Annotated in this window: 11 protein-coding genes; 3 read left to right on the forward strand and 8 right to left on the reverse strand. The window is 63.6% G+C overall.

The features are described 5' to 3' along the window. The first annotated feature begins 39 nt into the window (after positions 1–39). Complete coding sequence (locus FHS84_RS15020; RefSeq protein WP_166935760.1) at positions 40–1,302, forward strand: AGE family epimerase/isomerase; 1,263 nt, start codon at positions 40–42, stop codon at positions 1,300–1,302. Next, positions 1,299–3,743 (forward strand): glycoside hydrolase family 94 protein, encoded by a 2,445-nt coding sequence (locus FHS84_RS15025; protein WP_166935762.1) that lies wholly within the window; start codon positions 1,299–1,301, stop codon positions 3,741–3,743. The genes FHS84_RS15020 and FHS84_RS15025 overlap by 4 nt, the downstream gene beginning before the upstream one ends. A 67-nt stretch (positions 3,744–3,810) precedes the next feature. On the opposite strand, the gene FHS84_RS15030 is transcribed toward FHS84_RS15025, so the two are convergent. The 7 genes from FHS84_RS15030 to FHS84_RS15060 all read right to left on the reverse strand — a co-directional run bounded on the left by FHS84_RS15030 (position 3,811) and on the right by FHS84_RS15060 (position 12,713). Further along, on the reverse strand, positions 3,811–4,338 hold the full coding sequence (locus FHS84_RS15030) for a hypothetical protein (protein WP_166935764.1): 528 nt from the start codon (positions 4,336–4,338) through the stop codon (positions 3,811–3,813). Between the two features lie 276 nt (positions 4,339–4,614). Further along, positions 4,615–6,540: a sodium:solute symporter family transporter gene (locus tag FHS84_RS15035; protein WP_166935766.1), complete on the reverse strand. Its 1,926-nt coding sequence runs from the start codon at positions 6,538–6,540 to the stop codon at positions 4,615–4,617. 179 nt (positions 6,541–6,719) lie between these two features. Next, a complete protein-coding gene (locus FHS84_RS15040; RefSeq protein WP_166935769.1) occupies positions 6,720–7,175 on the reverse strand; it encodes a hypothetical protein in 456 nt (151 codons plus the stop codon). A 25-nt stretch (positions 7,176–7,200) separates the two neighbouring features. After that, entirely contained in the window at positions 7,201–9,468 is a 2,268-nt protein-coding gene (locus FHS84_RS15045; RefSeq protein ID WP_166935771.1) for a hypothetical protein, read from the reverse strand. Beyond that, positions 9,455–10,582: a DUF3142 domain-containing protein gene (locus FHS84_RS15050; protein ID WP_166935773.1), complete on the reverse strand. Its 1,128-nt coding sequence runs from the start codon at positions 10,580–10,582 to the stop codon at positions 9,455–9,457. The genes FHS84_RS15045 and FHS84_RS15050 overlap by 14 nt, the downstream gene beginning before the upstream one ends. Positions 10,583–10,633: 51 nt before the next feature. Then, complete coding sequence (locus FHS84_RS15055) at positions 10,634–11,212, reverse strand: hypothetical protein (protein WP_166935775.1); 579 nt, start codon at positions 11,210–11,212, stop codon at positions 10,634–10,636. A 118-nt stretch (positions 11,213–11,330) separates the two neighbouring features. Next, positions 11,331–12,713: a glutamate ligase domain-containing protein gene (locus FHS84_RS15060; RefSeq protein WP_166935777.1), complete on the reverse strand. Its 1,383-nt coding sequence runs from the start codon at positions 12,711–12,713 to the stop codon at positions 11,331–11,333. A gap of 42 nt (positions 12,714–12,755) precedes the next feature. Here FHS84_RS15060 and FHS84_RS15065 point away from each other — a divergent pair, with 42 nt between their 5' ends. Continuing rightward, positions 12,756–13,598, forward strand: coding sequence for an LD-carboxypeptidase (locus FHS84_RS15065; protein WP_166935779.1), 843 nt, complete (start codon positions 12,756–12,758; stop codon positions 13,596–13,598). A 65-nt stretch (positions 13,599–13,663) separates the two neighbouring features. Here FHS84_RS15065 and FHS84_RS15070 read toward each other — a convergent pair whose 3' ends face one another. Further along, positions 13,664–15,916, reverse strand: coding sequence for a response regulator (locus FHS84_RS15070; protein ID WP_166935781.1), 2,253 nt, complete (start codon positions 15,914–15,916; stop codon positions 13,664–13,666). Between the last annotated feature and the right edge of the window lie 180 nt (positions 15,917–16,096).

Raw genomic sequence — 16,096 nt, forward strand, 5'->3', positions numbered from 1 at the left:
AAGCGAACTGTAAGCGCTGTCAGAAGTTCAGGGAAAGACATGACAAGCGCAGTCGCAGCGGCACCCGCCAAAGGGGTCGCGCGGTCGCCTCGGGATTGGTCGTCGCGGGTTCGCGCCGAACTGGTGGGCAATATCCTGCCGTTCTGGCCGCGCCATGCCATCGATCGTGCCGGTGGCGGCTTTTTCGGTGAGATCGCCGACGATTTGACGGTCCGCCCCCACGCCGTGCGCGCGTCCGTCGTGAATACCCGCATCTTATGGACGTTCGCCACGGCGGCGCGCGTCATCGGACCGGAATGGCGCGAAACCGCCGATTGGGCGTTCGAGACCGTGACCGGCCGCTTCTGGGACATCCAGTCGGGCGGGCTGTTCTGGTGGCTGGATTGGCAAAGCAAGCCGCTCGCATTGCGCAAGCAGACCTACGCGCAGGCGTTCGGGATTTATGCCCTCAGTGAGTATTATCGGCTGACCGGCAACGCCACGGCCTTGGACCTCGCCAAGCGGCTATATCAGCTGGTCGAGCAGCACTGTTTCGATCCTCGCCGCGGCGGTTATATCGAGGCGCTCGACCGCGATTGGAAAGCGCTGGCAGACATGCGGCTGTCCGACAAGGACCTCAACAGTCCCAAGTCGATGAACACGCACCTGCACGTCCTGGAAGGCTACACCAATCTCTTGCGGGTCTGGCCCGACGAAGGATTGCGGCAACGCCAGAAGGCGCTGATCGAAATCATGCTCAATCGCATCGTCGATCCGGTAACCGGTCACTTCAGGCTTTTCTTCGACGAGGACTGGACTTCGCTGATCGATAACGTGTCCTTCGGTCATGACATTGAAGGAAGCTGGCTGTTTGTCGAAGCCGCCGAGGTTGTCGGCGACGCGGCCTTGATCGCCCGCACGCGGGCGGTTGCGCTTCGGATGGCCGGTGCCTGTCTGGCTCAAGGTCTCGATGTCGACGGCTCCATGTTCTTCGAGGCTGACGGGCAGGGGAACATCCGCGATGCCGACAAGCACTGGTGGGTCCAGGCCGAAGCGGTGGTCGGATTCTACAATGCCTATCAGTTATCGGGCGACGCACGGTTCCGCGATGCGGCGCGGTGCGTCTGGGACTACATCGAAAACCATGTCGTCGACCGTGAACACGGCGAATGGCACGCCAAGCTGACACGCGACGGCACACCGGTGCGCGGCTTCGAAGATGCGGATGCCGTGCTGGTCGGTCCCTGGAAGTGTCCTTACCACAACGCCCGAGTTTGTTTCGAAATGCTGAACCGCTTGGGGAATGAGAAAGAAACGCCATGAAATACGGCCATTTCGACGATCAGACGCGGGAATACGTCATCACCCGTCCCGACACTCCGATGCCGTGGATCAACTATATCGGGTGTGAGAACTATTTCGGCATCCTGTCGGCGACTGCCGGCGGCTACTCCTATTACAAGGATGCGCGCCTCAGGCGTCTCACCCGCGGCCGTTACAACAACGTGCCGATGGATTTCGGCGGCCGTTACATCTACGTGCGCGACAACGCATCGGGCGCATTCTTCTCGCCGTCGTGGATGCCGGTGCGCGGCAAGCTCGATGCCTACGAATGCCGCCACGGCATGGGTTATTCGATCATTTCGGGCAAGAAGGACGGCATCGCCGCCTCGACCCGCTATTTCGTGCCGGTCGGCGAGAACCTCGAGATCTGGGACGTCACCGTCACCAACGAGCGCGCGGCTGCCGCCGATCTGTCGCTGTTCTCCGTGGCCGAATTCTGTCTGTGGGATGCCCAGGACGACGCCACCAACTTCCAGCGCAATTTCTCGACCGGCGAAGTCGAAGTGGTGGACGAAGTCATCTACCACAAGACCGAATACCGCGAGCGGCGCAACCATTTCGCGTTCTTCGCCTCGTCGGAAAAGCTCGCCGGCTTCGATACCCAGCGTGAAGCGTTCCTCGGTCCCTGGCGCGGCTGGGACGATCCCAAGGCGGTGGCCGAAGGCAAGTCCTCCGCTTCGATCGCCCATGGCTGGCAGCCGATCGCGTCGAACCACGTGAAGCTCAGCCTCAAGCCGGGCGAAAGCCGTCGCATCGTGTTCTTCCTCGGTTATCACGAGAACCCGAAGGACCAGAAATTCGATCCGCCGGGCAGCCAGACCGTCAACAAGGCGGGCGTTCTGCCGACCATCGCCAAGTTCCGCGATCCCAAGAACGTCGATGCCGCGTTCGCCGCGCTGAAAGTGTTCTGGGACGGCCTCTTGGCCAAGTGCCAGGTCTCGACGCCCGACATTCACACCGACCGGATGGTCAATGTGTGGAACGCCTATCAGTGCATGGCGACCTTCAACATGTCGCGTTCGGCGTCCACTTTCGAATCCGGCATCGGTCGCGGCCTCGGCTTCCGCGATTCCAACCAGGACCTGCTGGGCTTCGTGCACATGGTGCCGGAACGCGCCCGCCAGCGCATTCTGGATCTCGCGGCGACCCAGTTCGCGTCCGGTGGTGCCTATCACCAGTACCAGCCGATGACCAAGAAGGGGAACAACGACATCGGTGGCGGCTTCAACGACGATCCGCATTGGCTGATCATCGGCGTTTCGCAGTATCTGAAGGAAACCGGCGATTTCTCGATTCTCGACGAGGCGGTGCCGTTCGACACCACGCCGGGCACCGAAGTTCCGCTTTACGATCATCTGAAGCGCTCGATCCAGTACGCCCTCGATAATATCGGCCCGCACGGACTGCCTCTGATCGGCCAAGCCGACTGGAACGACTGCCTCAACCTCAACTGCTTCTCCGACGAGCCCGGCCAGTCGTTCCAATGCCTGAAAGGCAAGGACGGCAAGCGCGCCGAGTCGGTGTTCATCGGCGGGTTGATGGTCCATTCGGCCAAGGAATTGTCCGCTCTGGCGCGCGAACACGGCCGTCCCGCGGACGAGGAATTCTACGCCGGCGTGGCCCGCGACATGGAAGAGGTGGTCAAGAAGCACGGCTGGGACGGCGAATGGTTCCTGCGCGCCTATGACGATTTCGGCCACAAGGTCGGCTCCAAGGAGTGCGACGAGGGTAAGATCTTCATCGAGCCGCAAGGCTACTGCGTCATCGCCGGCATCGGCCTTGGCGACGGCCGCGCCCGTCAGGCGCTCGACTCCGTCAAGAAGTATCTCGCCACGCCGCACGGCATCGTGCTGCAGCAGCCGGCCTATTCGCGTTACCGCATCGAGCTCGGCGAAATTTCCTCCTATCCGCCGGGCTATAAGGAAAACGCCGGCATCTTCTGCCACAACAATCCGTGGGTGATTATCGGCGAGACCATTCTCGGCAACGGCGATCAGGCGCACGATTACTACAGCCGCATCTGCCCGTCGGCGCGCGAGGAGATTTCCGATCTCCATAAGAACGAGCCGTACGTGTTCTCGCAGATGATCGCCGGCCGCGATGCGCCGACGCACGGCGAAGCCAAGAATTCCTGGCTGACCGGCACGGCCGCCTGGACGTATTACGCCGCCACCCAGTGGATTCTGGGCATCCGTCCGGAATACCGCGGCCTTCGCGTTGCGCCGGTGATTCCGAAGACGTGGGACGGCTTCACGGCCACCCGCATCTATCGCGGCGTGACCTACGACATCACCGTCAAGCGTGCCGGCCAGGGCAATCGCATCGCGCTCACCGTCGACGGCAAAACCATCGACGGCTCGGTGGTTCCGCCACCGCCCGCGGGCGTCAAGTCCGTCAAGGTCGAGGCGGTATTGAGCTAAAGCCGGGGGGCAAACGAAAAGGGGCCGGATTTCTCCGGCCCCTTTTTTTCATGTCGTCAGCGGTGTGCTACCAGCGCGCCGCCATTTCGGCGATCGCCCGCGAGGCGATATGGCCGCGGAATCCCTTGATCCAGCGTTCGTACTCGGTAGTGCCTTCGTCGTATGGGCAACCGTTCTGCTTGCCGAAGCGGATGGCGAGAATGGCCGACTTGTAGCCTTCGACGAAGGGGCGGCGGCCTTCGGCCACCGGAATGCTGATCGGTTTCTTGGCCACGGCCGCGACCGGACCGCGGAAACCCTTCCACCAGCGTTCGTATTCCGGCGTGCCTTCCTCGTAGGGGCAAACGGTATTGCGGCCGAACCGGGTGGCAAGGATCGCCGACCGATAGCCTTCCACGAACGGACGTCGGCCCTCGGCCGAGGTCGAGAAGGGGCATCCCGCTTTCTTCGTTGCCAGCTTGGCAACCGGCTTGCCGCCGAAGCCGCGGCACCAGCGCTCGTGATCGCCCGAACCCTCGACATAAGGGCACGGCTCTATCTTGCCGGTGATGGTGGCGATGTAGCCTTCGAGGAACGGATTGTTGTCGGGCATCATGATGGTCGGGCTCGCGTATGACTGCGTTTTGATTTTTCCGATGGACCAAATGCACCGCGAAAACAGGCAGCAATTTGACAGCTTAAGCTTTTGTCGCAGATGAGCGCGGTTTCGCCACAGCGCCTGCGCAATTGATGATCCCGTTTGCTTTCGCTGCTCGCTTCAAGCGTGCGGTGGTGCCGAATGTTTGGGCAGCGATCGCGGGAAATTAACGCGGGACGCAAACAAAAAGGGCCGGTATGAACCGGCCCTTTTCGCAACAATTTGAAATGTCGTTTACTCGGCAGGCACCGCTTCCTTGGCCGCGGCGAGTTCCGAATCCGGATACGCCTTGTTGAGGTGCCGGAACCAAGTGATGTAGAGCGTCACGCTGGTGACCGTGACGATGCCGAGTGCGATTTCGGCGCGCTGGTATTCGCGGATGACGAAGTAGATCGGCATCGCCACCAGCGAGGTCTGCCACACGATGCCGACCACGATATTGAACATATCGCGGAAGAAGTCCGGGTTCGGTTTGAACGACGGATCGGCCGCCTGGACCTTCTTCAGCACCGGGCCCCAGAAGCCCCACGGACGGGTCTTCTTGTAGAAGTTCATCAGGACTTCGTCGTCTTCGGCCTTGGACAGAAGCGAGCCCGCGAAGCAGCCGACGAGCGAGATGCCGAGAATGACCGGGAAGCAGACCAGAGCGGTCGGCAGGGTGAGAAAATCGCGCAGCAACTGCGGCAGCGCCGGGTTGGCCTGCCAGGCGGCCTGCAACTCGGCCGGCAGCAGGAACGGCAGGATCAGCGCCGACAGGATGCCGGTCATCATGCCCCAGAAATACCCGTAACCGTTGAAGCGCCACCAATACCACTTGATGAGGTTGGACGCCGCATAGCCGCCCCACAGCGCCGAGGTGATCCAGCCCACCACGTTGTTGATCGAGGTGATGAACCAGCCGATGCAGATGCCGATCACCACGATGGCGAGCGACGATGCGATGGACAGGCGCACGCAGGTCTTTTCCGACGCGTTCGGATTGATAAAGCGGCGGTAGATGTCGTTGACGATATAGGGCGGGGCCGCATTCACGGTCGCCGCGAAGTTGGACATGAACGCCGCCAGGAGGCCCGCCACGGTGATGCCGAGAAGGCCGGTCGGAACCTGGGAGAACAGAGCGTCGGGAAGGATCTTCTCGAAGTCCATCGCCGTGCCCATGGCGTTGATCTGGGTCTTGTAGAGAACCAGCGCCAGGATGGTGAGGCCCGCCACCATGAAATAGCGCGGCACGTTGAGCACGACGTTGACGACCGCGCTCATCTTGCAGGCGTCGCGGGCGTTGCGGGTGGAGAGGACGCGCTGCATGTCGTAGTTCGGCGCCGGGCCCGCGGCCGACACCAGGATGCCCTTCGACAGGTACATCAGGAACAACAGGCCGAACAGCGAAGAGCCGTCCTCCAATATCTTCATGTTGGCCGCCGGCACCGTCTTGGACCAGTCGAGCCCCGTCTGCCAGCCGAAGAAGATGTTGTCCCAGCCGGCCGGAATGGCGGCTTTGATCGCATCGGGCGCGATCGTGTTCATGGCGATGATACCGATGGCGACCGAGGCGATCGACAGAAGCGCGAATTGCAGCACCTCCGTGATGACCACCGAGAACATGCCGCCCTTGACCACATAGAATGCCGTCAGGCCCATCAGGATCAGCGCGTAAAGATTGGCGTTCTGGATCGGATCGCCCGAAAGCTGCCAAGGCAGGAATTCGGTGGCGAACTTGCCGATGCCCTTGAAGCCGTAGGTGAAGAAGCTGATCACGCCGACCAGGGCGAAGACCACAACGATGATATGCGAGAGCTGGGCGCCCTTGTTGTCGCCGAAGCGGAACTTGATCCATTCGGCACCGGTCGTAACGCCGGAACGGCGCAGCCAGCCCGACAGATAGACCATCAGGAAAATCTGGTTGAAGACCGGCCACATCCACGGAATCCAGATGCTTTTCAGCCCGTAGATGAACATCCAGTAGACGAGCAGCATGGTGCCCGCCACGTCGAACATGCCCGAGGCGTTGGACACGCCGAGCACCCACCAAGGCAGCACGTTGCCGCCGAGGAAGTAGTTTTTCGTGCTCTTGGCGGCGCGATGCGACACCCAGTAGCCGACGATCACGCTCGTCGCGAGAAAGGCGAGAATGATGGCAATATCGATGACGTGTAGGTTCACGGCGGTCCCCCTGTCAGACCTGTCCTTATTGTGGTGGCGCAGACCTTCCGGCATCGCCCGGACAGTGTCAAGTAAGCGCTGTCACAAGCGCCTGCCGGGATCAGCGACCAATTGTGCCGACAGCGGAATTAACCGTGCCCGCTGCGACAGCTTGTCATGAGGAGACAGCGAGGCTCGCTTTAGTGAGGCTCCGCCGGCGGGGGAACGACTTCGATATGGTCGTCATCCGTCAGCACCACATGCGTTTGGTAATAGTATTTCGCGGTCGGCATTCCGTTGCAGGTGAACACGATCTTCACCCGCTTGGCTTCGCCGGTGACCGCAATCGTCTTGCCGGTGAAATAGACATCGGGCAGCGCGCCGAACTTCTTGAGAAGCATGGCTGAGACCAGGGGCGGCACGACGACGGTCAGATTGCGCTGGTCGCGATAGTCGTTTTCCGAATTGAGGAAAATGTTGCTGTCTTCGCGGCCGGTCGCGCGGACGGTCATGACGAACTTACCCGCAACGCCGGCCGGCGCGGCATCGGCTGCCATTTCGATGGCCCGGCGCGGTGTGATGGTTTCCTGCCCGAAGGCGCCGACGGTCGCCGCACAAAGAGCGACGGTCAGCGCAGCAAAACGGAAAATCGACATGATGTCCCCCCAATACGAATGACGTCTACCGATTGCGACGCAGCAGCAGAAACACCACCAATCCGGCGATGATGGAGAGTACCGCCGCGCCGCCGCCGGCAAACCACCAGCGGTGATGCGATACATAGGTCCGCGCTTCGCGGATCATCAGCTTGCGTTCCATTTGGATGGCCCCCTTGAAATCCGGTGCCGGACATTTGACGCCGAACGTCGTGGCGAACGGCACCCGTGCACCCTGTTTGACATAGCGCAGCCACAGCGCCTTGGCACGCGCCGGATCGCGGCCCGACCACTCCGTCGCATGGCATAGCAGGGCCGCAAAGGCCTGGCTCCTTGCCGGCACCAGACCGGCGGCGGTTGCGGCCTCTCCGATAGCGACATAGCGGTAATGGAAGCGCTGGTCCGGCATGGCCTTGCTGGCGGCAAAGCGGTCCCGTTCGCCTTGCGTGATGAACGGACCGTTCAGCGTGTTGCGGCCGAGGCCGAGTTCGAAATCGCCCTGCGTGAAGTACTCGTCGGGCGGCCCTTCGGTGCCCATGATCTCCATGCCCGACTGGCGCGCGATGGTCGCCGCTTGGAACAGCGCTTCGGCTTGATCGACCTTGCCCCACGCATGGTCCGCACGCTTCAAGGCGGCGGCATAGGCCTTGGCGGCTTCGCGCACCTTGTCGGTGGAGAAATAGGCCAGCGCTTCGTCATAGCGTTTCTCGCGCATCAGCCGCCGCGCCAGGAGGTCTCGCAGCGTGACCCGGCTGTCGAACGGCGTGCCGTAAGGTGCGGGCTTGCCATCCATCACCGGCGTCTTTCCGGGCGGCACATGGGCATCGACGAAGGTTTTCAACTCGTCGACCGTCAGCACGCGTTCGGACAGATAGGCGACGTCGGACCAATAGGTGCCCGACGCCGACCACAGCTTGGCGAGCGCGTCGACATACTCCCCACGCGCCAGCGCCACCACGCCGGATTCGCCGAGTATCAGTTTCCGGCCGTCCTCTTCGAGGGCGGTCGATGCCGGAAAACCGTGTACCGCCTGGGCATAGAACTTCGCCGCGGCGGCGAGATCGCCTCGCTGGGTAGCGAGTTTGGCTTCGACCCAGGCTGCCAGCGGGCTCCCCGATTTTCTGGCGAAATCCGCCGCACAGGCCCAGTCGCCGCGGCTGTAGCACAGCGCGGCGATGCGGTCGGCTCCGGCCGGACGGGTTTGTGTTTTCAACACCGCGATCAGATCGGCGAACACATCCGTCTTGCGCTCGGCCGACAGTTGGTTGTTGAGCTGAATGGTGTTGGGAACGGTATAGCCGGTGTCGTGGCTGTGATCGTAGGTATTGTTCTCGACCAGCCGCAACGCATACGCCACCATCAGCCGCTGCACTTGCGGTTCGCGCGCCACGGCCGCGATGCGGTCGCTGCGGTCGAGCAGGAATTCGGCGACGATGCGCAAGGACTGCATCCCGCTTCCCGAGCCGCGGGCCGCCTGTTCGGCATAAAGCGAAACCGCTTCGGCGATTTCCTTGCGGAACGGCTCGCTCTGGCGTTCCGGCAGCACGCTGCCGGAGTATTTGTTGGCTTCGGAGTCGATCGACCCTTGGCCGCCCGAGACCGTCTTGCCGCCTGCTTCCAGCAGAGCTTCCGCGGCGTAGAGATGCACGCGTGCCTCTTCGCCGTAGCTTGCCACCGCCAGGCCGAGCGGATCGGGCACGCCTTTCCGCGCCATGTCGCGTGCCCAATGAAAACCGCTCGCGGTGCCCGGCGCGTCGCGGTTCTCCGCCGCAATCCGTCCGAGCATGTAGGCCGCCCATACGGCCCGCGGCTTGCGGAGGTTTTCCGGCAGGCGCAGCACGGTCTCGAACTGGGCCTTGGCGAACGTTTCATCGCCCTTGTGCCAGGCGACCGCGCCCGCGGTGTAGTGCAGAACGGCGAGCGGCAGGCCTTTGCCCTTCTCCAGCGCCTCGGGTCCGCTCGCGGCCGCGCGCGCCGTGCGCAGGAGGATCACCTCGTTGGTCGACAGGCCCGCAGTTTCCGCTTCTCCGAGTTCGCGGGCGGCGTTTTCCGCCTGCTGGTCCTTCATTTGCGAAGCCCAGCTGAAATCGAAGCTTTCGACCGGCTTCAGTTTGTCGGCAGGGGCGGGAGCGAGATGTTTCGCCTCGAAGCCGAAGCTGTTGACCGGCGTCGCCTTCAGGGTCTGGGCGCGTTCGTCGAGAAGCTGCCAAGGGAAGAATGGTCCGCAGGCGATCGCGGCCGCGCCGCATCCGGCCGCCAGCACCGCTGCCGTCGCGATCTTACGGTTCCACATGAAATTCCCCCTGGCCCGCGTTGCAGCGTGCCCAGCCGATCACCCGCACATGATGGGCGCGGATCAGCACGTTTTGAAGACGGATGAGGGTGTTTTTTTGCGCGTCGTAACGGTAGCCGCCGACCCCGTCGGCCGGTGTGCAGCGCGCCGGCAGATGCACTGCGCGCGGCGAGGGCGCGTCGGTGTCGCCGTCGTTGGTAAGAAGGAGGTCGAGACTGCCCGCGGCAAGGCCTGTACGGACCGCGATGCCGACCTTCGCCGCCAGCGGTTTTCCCTGAATGACGGCCGCCAGGGTCGGAAGGCTCCAGATGCGGGCATCGCCCTTTACCGGCAGCCGGAACCAGACGATTCCCGTGAGGTGGCGCGGCGGGCGGCGGTTCAGGTCGATGAGAAGGGCCGCCACCGCTTCCGGCGTCGCGGTGAGTTCCTCGGCACTGGCGCCGCCGATCAGTTTCGGCGCTTCGCTCTCCATGGCGATCACGGCGCCGCCTTCGGACCGGATCACGCGGGTGCCGTAATCGGGCAGAGCGACACGGAACGGTTTGCCGAGACGGTCGAAGCCGTCGATCCAGCGCCGCGCCAGCCGGACGTCGAACAAGTCCCGCGACGGGGCTTGCACCGCGTGGACTTGCAGCACGGTTTCGTCGGTTTGCGCCAGCAGTGCCGGAAGGGCAGCGGAATCGAGCCACGCCGGCAAGGCGGTGATCGACAGCCGCGCCGGTTTCAGCGCCCGCACCTGTTTGAGGAAGGCGGCATACGCCGGAAGCGAAGCGGTACCGCAGTCGTAGTCGATTTCGAGACCGATCCGCCGCGGCCAGCGCGCTTTCAGCGCCGCCAATTCCCGCAGCAGCATTTTAGCATCGAACCGCCGCAGCGTGCCGTCGATCCGCACCACCGCCGTGTCCGCTTTGGTCCAGTCGACGGCGAAGGATTGCAGATGGCCGTTGCGATCGGTCTCGGCCGCCAGCACGCGATAGCCTGCGAACAATCCCGCTGCATCGTGCATCGCCGAGCGCACATCGGGCGTCCACAGCCGCTGCCAGACATAGGCTTCATGCGGCAACGGTCCGGCGGAAGCCGCCGCCGTCATCAGCATGACCGCAATCCACCGCATCGCCCGCCCTCGTATCGCGCGGACGAGTCTATACGTGCCGGAACGCCATTCCTACGGCGTACAGTCGAACCCGGTGCCGTCGGCGCGCGGCGTACAGCGGCCCCAGGCCGGGCGAGACAGCGATACTTGGCCGTAGGGGCATATGAGTGTGCCGCCATCGGCGCGCGGCGATCCTTCGAGCCGCAAAACCGTGGTGCGATCGGTGGCCGACCAGCCCTGCAGCGATTTCGGGTCCACCGTCAGGCGGACGGATATCTCGCGCGGGCAATAGAGCGACGCGGCCGGTTGGTTCGCGACCGTCGTGACGGGAGGCGGTGGAGCAGAGGGCGGGCTCGCGGGAGCCGGTGATGCGGCGTGCGCGGCATAGTCGTGTGCTTTCCAGCGGCGATAATCGTCGCGATCCTTCCAGGCGAGCCATTCCTGGCGGCTGCGGAACATGAACTCGCCGTCGATGTACGGCTTGGGACTCCAGTTGCCGAGCAGTTCGGCCATGCAGCGGACCGGTACCGGCAGGCGCTGCACGACGTAAATCCGGCAGTTGCGGTCCGGATCGTAGCCGTCATTGCTCTGAGCCAAGGCGGGTCCGGCACAAACGGCGGCGATCAGAAACCCGCGCGCAGTCTTGTTCATCGAAAGCCCCCGAGTTCGTCTCTGCGCCTGCATGGTACGCCGCGCCGCATCGGGATGCGCCGCAGACGGAGGATGAATACGAATGCAGGAATGGGAGCGTTATCGGCCGGTTTTCGCGTCAGCCCAGTTCGGCGAGAAGGCTGGCGGCGAAGGTCGAAAGCGTATCGTCGCGCGCGCCCATCACCACGATCCGGTCGCCCGGCTTGGCCAGCGCAAGCAGCTTGTCGCCGCATTTTTCGCGCGTCGGATAAGCCGTGGCGTGCCGTCCCGTCGCCGCGATTCCGGCCACGATCTCGCCGCTCGACACGCTACGGTCGACGGTGCCGCCGAAATAGACCGGCTCCGGCATCACCAGCACGTCGTCGGGGCTCAGCATCCGCGCGAACACATCGATGAAGCCGTCCCGCATCAGTTTCAACGGTCCGAACCCATGCGGCTGGAAGCAGATGAGCAGTCGTCCGGGGAAGTCGTGCAAGGTCGACAGTGTGGCGGCGATCTTGTCGGGGTTGTGGGCGAAGTCGTCATAGACGGTGATGCCGCCCGCGGTGCCGACCAGTTCCATCCGCCGCTTGACGCCGGCAAAGCCTTCGAGCGCTTCGGCCGCTTCGCCGAGCGGCACGCCGACGGCCCGCGCGGCGCCCAGCGCGGCAAGTCCGTTGGCCACGTTGTGGCGTCCCGGCACGTTCAGCTTCAGGCGCACCGTCTGGCCGCCTTCGCGCACGGCGAAGGCGATGCCGTCCTGGGCGGGCTGAAGGTCGAATCCGTAAAGCGCCGCATCGACGTCGGCGAGGCTGAAGCCGACGGCATTGGCGCCCATCAGGGCGGCGGCCTCCTCGTTGTCGCAATTGACGACGGCCGTCGCCGCTTTGGCGAGGAAGTCGCGGAACAAGACGCGCAATTCGTCCATCGATTTGTGGTCGTGGGCGATGTTGTTGAGGACGGCGATCTGCGGCCGGTAGAGCGCGATCGAACCGTCGCTCTCGTCGACTTCCGAAACGAACGTCTCGCCTTTGCCGACGCGGGCGCTGGCGAACGGGGCATCGCTGCGGACGAAGTTCTTCATCACCGCGCCGTTCATGATGGTGGGATCGCGTCCGGTGGCGGAAAGGATCCATCCCAGCATGCCGGTGGTGGTGGACTTGCCGGAGGTTCCGGCAATGCCGATCGGCGCCTTGGCGCTGTTGAAGAGGTGCGCCAGCAATTGGGCGCGGGTTTCGATCGGCGCTCCGATACGATGGGCGGCTGCGACGTCGGGCACCGAGGCCTCGACGGCGGTGGACACCACCACCGTGGTTGCCGGATCGGTGACGCCGGAGCCGTCTTGCGGGAACAGGGCGGCGCCATGCGCCGTGAGATAGGCGAATTTTTCGGGATTGCGCCCTTGATCGCGGGCGCGGTCCGAGCCGGCGATGTGGGCGCCGCGACCGGCGACGATCATGGCCAGAGGCAGCATGCCGCTGCCGCCGATCCCGCAGAAGAAATAGCGTCTATCCAGAGTCATGCCCCGAGCTTATAAAGCCGTCATCCCGAAGGGAAAAGGCGTATGCGCATCAAATTGGTCGGCATTGTCGCGCCATCGGCCCGGCTCGATCCGGTAGTGGCCCAGCAAGTGCGCCTGATCGCGGGCGATATGGAGAACGGACCGCACCTTCTCGTTCACCCCCAATGCCACCTTTCCGACGGTCATTTTGCCGGCGACGACGAGGCGCGCGAGCGGGCTTTTCTGGATATCGCCAACGATCCCCATTTCGATGCGGTGTGGTTCGCCCGCGGCGGCTACGGGTCCTGCCGCATCGCCGAGCGGGTGCTGGACCAGCTCAACGATTACGCCCGCCAGAAAATTTATCTCGGCTACAGCGACGCCGGGTTCCTGCTCGCCGGTCTCTATGCCAAGGGCTGCCATGTGGCGCACGGCCCCATGCCGGCCGATCTGGTCCGCGAAGGCGGCGATGCGGCGGTGCAGCGCGCGCTCGATTGGCTGAATACCGCCGACGCCATCACTCTGGAGCCGTCGCTCGTGCCCGGTGTGAAGACGGTTGCCTTCAACATGGTCGTCCTCAGCCATCTGCTCGGCACGCCGCTCGAACCCGATCTCGCCGACCATGTGCTGATGCTGGAGGAGGTGTCGGAGCATCTCTATGCCATCGACCGGCTGATGTTCCATTTGACCTCGCAACCGGCGATCCGCCGCGTGGCCGGCATCCGGCTGGGACGGGTCAGCGATATTCCGCCCAACGATCCCGAGTTCGGCCATACCCCGGAGGAGATCGTCCGGGATTGGTGCCGGCGCAGCGGCATCGCCTATCTCGGCCGCGCCGACATCGGCCATGACGCGGCCAACAAGATCGTGCCGTTCGGGGGGATTTCAGGCGCGACGAGACACTAAAGCAACGGACTTTAGATTCGCTTCATGCCGATGGCAGGACCGGGGTGAATTTAAAATCCAATGCTTTAGGCGGTTTTTTTAGTTCCGCCGTCGGTCGGACGCGACGTTTCGGGAATCATGGCGTTGAGCGCCTTGGTGGCATCGTCGAGCGCCCGTTCGGTCTCGGCATCGAGCCCGCGCCCACCGGCCAGGGCTTCGAGACGGCCAAGCAGCATGGCGGGCTGTATCGGCTTGGCGATGTAGTCGTCCATGCCGGCACCAAGATATTCTTCGCGCTGGCCCAGCATGGCATTGGCGGTCATCGCGATGATCGGAATGCGCGCCTTGGTGCCCTTGAGCTTGCGGATGCGCGAGGTCGCCGCGACGCCGTCGAGCTCCGGCATCTGGATGTCCATCAGCACGACGTCGTAGTTTTTCTTCATCACCGCTTCGACCGCCTTGAGGCCGGTGTCGACGACGTCGACGGCGTACCCGGTCTTTTCCAACAGGGCGAGCACGAATTTCTGGTTGATGCGATTGTCCTCGGCGAGGAGGACGCGCAGCGGCGACCGTGACGCTTCCGGGGCGCTCGCCGTTTCGGTGGTACGGGGTGCTTCGGACTCGTCGTGGGTGGCGAGGATCGACAGCAGGCAGTCGTGCAGGAATTGCTGGCGCAGCGGCTTTTCGAGCACATAGTCGAAGCGGACGTTCTCGCCTTCGAGCGCCTGCCGCCCGGCCGAGGTGACCAGCACCAGCTTCACGTCGGCGAACTGGGCGTCGGCGCGGATGTCGCGCGCCAGTTCGACGCCGGTTTTTCCCGGCATCATGTGATCGAGGAAGATGATGTCGTAGGGCCTGCCGCGGTGCCAGGCGTTTTCCATCTCGCTCATGGCGGCGAAGGCGTCGGAGCTGGCGGCAGTTTCCATGCCGAGCATGCGCAGGTTGCGGCCGAGCAGTTCCAGATTGGTTGGAATGTCGTCGACCATCAGGGCGCGCAGGGTTTTGGCGTGCGCCGGCAGACCCTCGGAGGGCGCCGCCGCGATACGCAATTGCGGCAGGGTCAATTCGAACCAGAAGGTGGAGCCTTTGCCGGGCGTCGACTGGACCCCGATATGGCCGCCCATCAGTTCGACGAGCTGCTTGCAGATGGCCAGCCCAAGCCCGGTGCCGCCATGCCGGCGCGTTGCCGAGGCATCGACCTGGGAGAACTTCTGGAACAGGCGGATGTGTTCGGCCGCCGGAATGCCGATGCCGGTATCGGTGACCTCGAAGCGCAGCGGGATGTCGGTACCGGGCAGCGCCGACGTGCGCCGCACCAGGATCGAGACCGCGCCCTTGTCGGTGAATTTGATGGCGTTGCTCATCAGGTTGAGCAGCACCTGGCGGATACGCATGGAATCGCCGAGATAGACGCCGCGCGCATGCGGTTCGACGAAGACGACGAGATCGAGGCTCTTTTCCCGCGCCTTGCCGGCCATCACCGCCACGGTCCGCTCGACCGTGCTATTGAGATCGAACTCGCTGGCGTCGATCTCGAGCTTGCCTGCTTCCATCTTCGACAAGTCGAGGATGTCGTTGACGACGGTGAGCATGGCTTCGCCGGATTCGTGGATCACTTCGGCAAAGCGGCGCTGTTCCGGATTGAGTTCGGTCGCCAGCAGCAATTCGCTCATGCCGAGGACGCCGTTCATCGGCGTGCGCACCTCGTGGCTCATGTTGGCGAGGAATTCCGATTTGGCCTTGTTGCCGGCTTCGGCCTGTTCCTTGGCGGCGAGAACGGCCGTTTCCGCCGCTTCACGCTTGCGCAGCTGCAAGATCAGGACGGAGCCGAGAAGCAGCATCAGGATGGTGATGGCGGTAAGCGCTCCGCCTTCGATCTGGGCGCCCCACCGCCAGGGCGCCAGCGCCGAGGCGATCGGCCTTGTGGCGAGGACGACCAATCCGCTGCGTTCGGCTTGGGCCGCCATGGAACTGCGGGGAACGGCCGGACTTTTGGCGCCGGCAGGCCGGATTTCGAGAGTCGTGTCTTCCGGCAGGTTCATGTCGAGCCGGTAGCGGGTGAGGAGCTTGGAGGAAAAGACGAGATCGACATTTTCCGGACGTTCGTCGCTGGCAACGCCGAAGGGGATGTTCATCTCGAAGGTGGCGAGCATCGCCGCGTAATCGGCATAAGCGCGGGCCGCGGTCGCAAGGTCGCCGCGTTCTTCGGCGATGCGATCTTTGTATTCGCTGATCGTCAGCCAGACGTACCCGCTCCAGGAAATGGTAAGCAGCGTCAGGATCGTGATAGCGACCAAGACGCTCGGACGGGCAGCACGGGTTCGAATGAAGCGGAACATGGCAGCCTTCGCGAGTGCCCGCGAAAGCCCCCCGCGCGCACGGTTCGCAAGCCTGGGCCGGTACAGCTAATGCTTGGTAAATGACGCGGTAAGCAAAAATACGTAGGCGGTGTCTGCGGGGCTCAGTACACGGGGTGGTTGTCTGTTTCCGGCTTGACTTTTGTTCCCACTTTGTTCTAG

The sequence above is a fragment of the Rhizomicrobium electricum genome (genome assembly GCF_011762045.1).
GTDB classification, from domain to species: domain Bacteria; phylum Pseudomonadota; class Alphaproteobacteria; order Micropepsales; family Micropepsaceae; genus Rhizomicrobium; species Rhizomicrobium electricum.

Coding starts and splice junctions, on each gene's coding strand:
- FHS84_RS15020 (WP_166935760.1), top strand. CDS start 40: ATGACAAGCGCAGTCGCAGCGGCACCCGCCAAAGGGGTCGCGCGGTCG.
- FHS84_RS15025 (WP_166935762.1), top strand. CDS start 1,299: ATGAAATACGGCCATTTCGACGATCAGACGCGGGAATACGTCATCACC.
- FHS84_RS15030 (WP_166935764.1), bottom strand. CDS start 4,338: ATGATGCCCGACAACAATCCGTTCCTCGAAGGCTACATCGCCACCATC.
- FHS84_RS15040 (WP_166935769.1), bottom strand. CDS start 7,175: ATGTCGATTTTCCGTTTTGCTGCGCTGACCGTCGCTCTTTGTGCGGCG.
- FHS84_RS15045 (WP_166935771.1), bottom strand. CDS start 9,468: ATGTGGAACCGTAAGATCGCGACGGCAGCGGTGCTGGCGGCCGGATGC.
- FHS84_RS15050 (WP_166935773.1), bottom strand. CDS start 10,582: ATGCGGTGGATTGCGGTCATGCTGATGACGGCGGCGGCTTCCGCCGGA.
- FHS84_RS15055 (WP_166935775.1), bottom strand. CDS start 11,212: ATGAACAAGACTGCGCGCGGGTTTCTGATCGCCGCCGTTTGTGCCGGA.
- FHS84_RS15060 (WP_166935777.1), bottom strand. CDS start 12,713: ATGACTCTGGATAGACGCTATTTCTTCTGCGGGATCGGCGGCAGCGGC.
- FHS84_RS15065 (WP_166935779.1), top strand. CDS start 12,756: ATGCGCATCAAATTGGTCGGCATTGTCGCGCCATCGGCCCGGCTCGAT.
- FHS84_RS15070 (WP_166935781.1), bottom strand. CDS start 15,916: ATGTTCCGCTTCATTCGAACCCGTGCTGCCCGTCCGAGCGTCTTGGTC.